Below are 4,155 nucleotides of genomic sequence, written 5' to 3'. Positions count from 1 at the left end.
AGTTCCGGATTAAAGGGATTAGGATAACATTGCAATTCAGTTGGAGCAGGAATATTATCATCCTGCTTATCTCTAAATGATACTTTGTAGTGTATTCCCGGTGTACCGGTAACCAGACTTCCGGGTTCATATTCTCCAGTATCTATGTTTTCTACCAGATAATCACTTTTCCGCTCTTCTCTGTTGCGTCCCTCATACCAAAAGGCAAACTCTATCTCCTGACCAAGTTCTTCTTCTAAGATGTGAGCACATATCTGACACAGAGTATCCTCTACCACCTGTGCTCCTCTACATTCATCATTAACGTAGATTGCCACTTCCTGAGGAAGATCATCCTCATCAAATTCTACATAAACCGGCAGATAATCTATATCATCATTGAAGGTAAAGTGTTCCGCAACAGGTCTATATTCCGGCTCTTCATTCCGAGTGGATATTTGCCAGTAAAAATTATTACTTTCGTTTATAGTTTTAATCACCACACAGTCCATATAGTTTAATTTGCAGTATTCTGGTGAACCTGACCAGGGATCATGAGTAGAGGTTCTGCTGATTGCCCATTCCATGGTATAAATTGCAATCGCATCTTCCAGTACTTCCTGAGGAAATGCATCTAATACATTTTGAGGAACTTGTAGAAAGTAACCCAACCAGGTTTCCTGATAGGGTTCAGTGTGTAATGCCACGTTATCAAGGCATTTTAAACCTCTGGAAAATAAAACACATCCTTCTCCATTATCCCGACTCATCTTATAGCCATTCTTACTGTTCATTTCATAAGCTGACGGATCCCAATCCCATGTTCCTTGATCGTAATCTCCATCTACTGCATTCTGATTATTATACCATACTTGCAACCCATCAGGCACCGGATTCCAGTTTTGCAATACTTCACTCACTCCCAAATCGCTTCCATCATTAGTCACCCGTGTGTCAAATGCCAAACGGGGAAAACTCCGCCACAGATAAGTTCTCCTGTTACCATCATAATTCCAGTTATAGATATCATGGACATGGTATTTATAACCCATATCTGAGAATGTGCCATCAGGGTCGTTATAAACAGAAGATGGATTCCCTTCGTTTATACAAGGGCTATTATATTTAAGAGTATAATCCTCTGTAACTGGATTAGTAAACTCTGGATCAAGGCTGATATTTCCCAGTCCCGTAACATTATCTTCCTCAAGGTCACAATAGGTTATATGGGTAATCAAATCATCATATTGATCTCCAGCATTCCCCCATAGTATGCAATTCAATAATTCAACACCTTCACCATTAACCTGATAACCGTGTACCTCAATTCCACCTACTCCGGTTTCATCAGTTTCATTATCTGCTATAGTACAATTTGTAAACTCTATTGGTTGTGGATCTCCAGGATATTCATCAAGTATATAGACTGCTCCAGATTGACCAGTAGATTCCTGATGCCTGATATTGCCGCTAATTATGGTATTAGAAATAAAAGCAGCATCAAAATAATCATCATACGGACCAAAAGCAATACCGCTTCCCCAGAAAGTTGAGTTATTTTTTATTTCACAATCTTCCATTATCAAAAAAGAATGTTTTGCATATACTCCACCACCGTCTGCATTTTCCGGATTACCTCCTAATATAGTTAAACTATTACTGTTAAACTGGCAATTACTGATCCTGCATCCCGAATCTCCGATGAAGTCTAAATATAGCCCTAATCCATTACAAAAGTATGTATATACTGTGGCAACACTTCTTACAGTATTATCATTGACTTCCAGATTTTCAAGTTCAACGGATTCTATCCCAGATAAATGTAATCCGCCTCCATAAGCATCAGATTGATTATTACAAATAGATGAATTTTCAATTTTTACTAAACCTTGGCCTGAATTAGAATTTAGGTATATACCACCACCACCACCACTGGCACCTGTGGATTCATTATAATTAACGTTTAAATTATAACCTTCGAAATTAGTAATCATATCTCCGGCTATTCCTCCTCCAGTTGTCCCAATTCTATTACCTACATATCCTGCAATATTATAAGTAATTATGCTATCATATAATTTGCAAATGGAGCCGTTGTAACTAGATTTTGTTCCCATAAATATTCCTCCACCCGAAGTTGCTGAAGTATTCTGAGTAACTATTGAATCATGCATTTCCATAGTAGATGAGTAAAGTGAAATTCCTCCACCAGAACCTGCTGAATGATTAGAGTCAAATTCTGAATCGATGACATAAAAAAATGATGCAATTGCTGAAATTCCTCCACTTATAATGTCCGCCCCAGCATCTGCAATATTATTATTAAAAATACAGTCAGATAATGTACATATTTGTGTATTTTCAGCATTACCTACACAAAACATGTATAATCCACCTGCAGTGGAACTGATATTATTATTAAATTGGCATTGATCTAACACTGTCTCGATATGAGTATTAGATAATGACATTCCAGCACCGTTCAAATCACATAAATTATTATTAAAATTACAATTTGTTATCTGAACAGAATTAGTACCTTCGCCATTTAGTAAAATGCAATTTATCCTTACTCCTCCCCCAGTTCCACCTACAGTTCCATCTAAAATTGCGTTATTATCTGAAAAATTACAATTAGAAATTGCAATATTATCTTTTACAATTTTTATTGATATCCCACCTCCATTTAGAGAACTATTATCAGATATTGTACAATTTTGAATACTTATATTGCCTTCTGGGAAAATTCCTGTAGCTGCTTTCACCTGAATCCCGCCACCATCACCATCTTCAGTATCATCAATATGACTATCACTTATAATACAATGTTCTATAGTCACAGATAGGTCACTATTATTTTCTTCTGTTATTATGTTAATTCCCCTTCCTATCTCATTTACACTATGTGCAATACTCAATCCAGCGATCGTGATCTCTTTCTCATCAGTTGATTCTCGGTGAATTGTAATTAAATCACCTCCACCTGTCGCACCTTGCAGAATTGTGGTTTCAGTAAGATATTCTCCACTTACCATCTCACTATGCAATGTCATTGATAAATTGCCTTCTATATCAATATTTTCTTCATAAATACCCTCATAAACAAGGATTGTTTCTCCATTAAGTGAATTTGCTTCAGCATAATTTATAGCGTTTTGAATTTCATTAAAAGCATCTTCACCCCAAGTGTGTCCACCGCAATTTCCAGATGTCCAATCATCATCTACATAAAGCGTAGCGCTTAGCAGTATCGGGATCAGCATAATTAATGCTAATATATATTTTTTATCTTTACTCATAATCATCTCCTGAGTAATTTTGAATAGCTTGTTTATGGCTGTCTGAGTTTACTTGCAGATGCTCAGGCAGCTCCTTTTTTTATAAAAAACTTCACGGGTTAAATTAGCTCAAAAATAATTTTATCCAGCTTCAAATTAAGAAGCTGCCTGCTCAGCCAAACTTGAATTTCCTCATGAGACAATAACATTTTAATTTTTCCCGTTTCCCAACTCCCACTTGCTGCATCGTAGCGAGCGAAGACAGGTCTTTCTTGTATGATAGCGAAACTGCGTGTTTGTAGAGAGAGAGAGAGAGAGAGTGTGTGTGTGTGTAATTAACTTTAATTTGTCTCTTCGTAATCCTCTTCTCATTTCATATCCCTCATAGTGTGTGTTTTTATTTTCTTATTATGTAGATAATCTATGACAACAGGGTCTAGCCTGTCAATAAATTTATTATATTTTTCTGTTTCAGACAATATCTTTTTTACAATAACTGGTTTATAAATGCCGTTTCAGCTTGCTTGAGTTTTCTTATCTCCTTTTATAATAGCAGTTACTAATATGATCTTCTTAAAACCAGATTTTGTTTTTTGATATATTTTGATACTAATAATAAATAGATATAATGGTTCATTTTAATACAGTAAATCATAATAAAATGAGCCTGTTATTTTATAACAATAAATATCATCTCCGATGAAAGACCGAAATATCCAGAGCAAGATACTCTGGTTACAATGAGATTACATTATCAGTGTTAATCTGTGTAATCTGTGGCTTCTGGTGCGTCACGAAGTGGTGTGCCTCTAACTGGTGAAAGTCCAGCCCGGCTAATTTTCTGTTCAGCCGGAAGTGAAAAAGATGGTTATCTCCAGTAATGGAATAGTCAAAGCTC

Annotated in this window: 1 protein-coding gene; it reads right to left on the bottom strand. The window is 36.0% G+C overall.

What is annotated here, in order from left to right; all coding sequences use genetic code 11:
* On the bottom strand, nt 1–3,278 hold a 3,278-nt coding region (locus tag RAO94_07620), incomplete at its 3' end, for a right-handed parallel beta-helix repeat-containing protein (GenBank protein MDP8322202.1).
* Between the last annotated feature and the right edge of the window lie 877 nt (nt 3,279–4,155).

The organism is Candidatus Stygibacter australis (assembly GCA_030765845.1).
In the GTDB taxonomy this organism is placed as follows: Bacteria; Cloacimonadota; Cloacimonadia; order Cloacimonadales; family TCS61; genus Stygibacter; species Stygibacter australis.
Note: the sequence above shows the minus strand (reverse complement) of the source record. Positions and strands in the feature narration are given on the sequence as shown.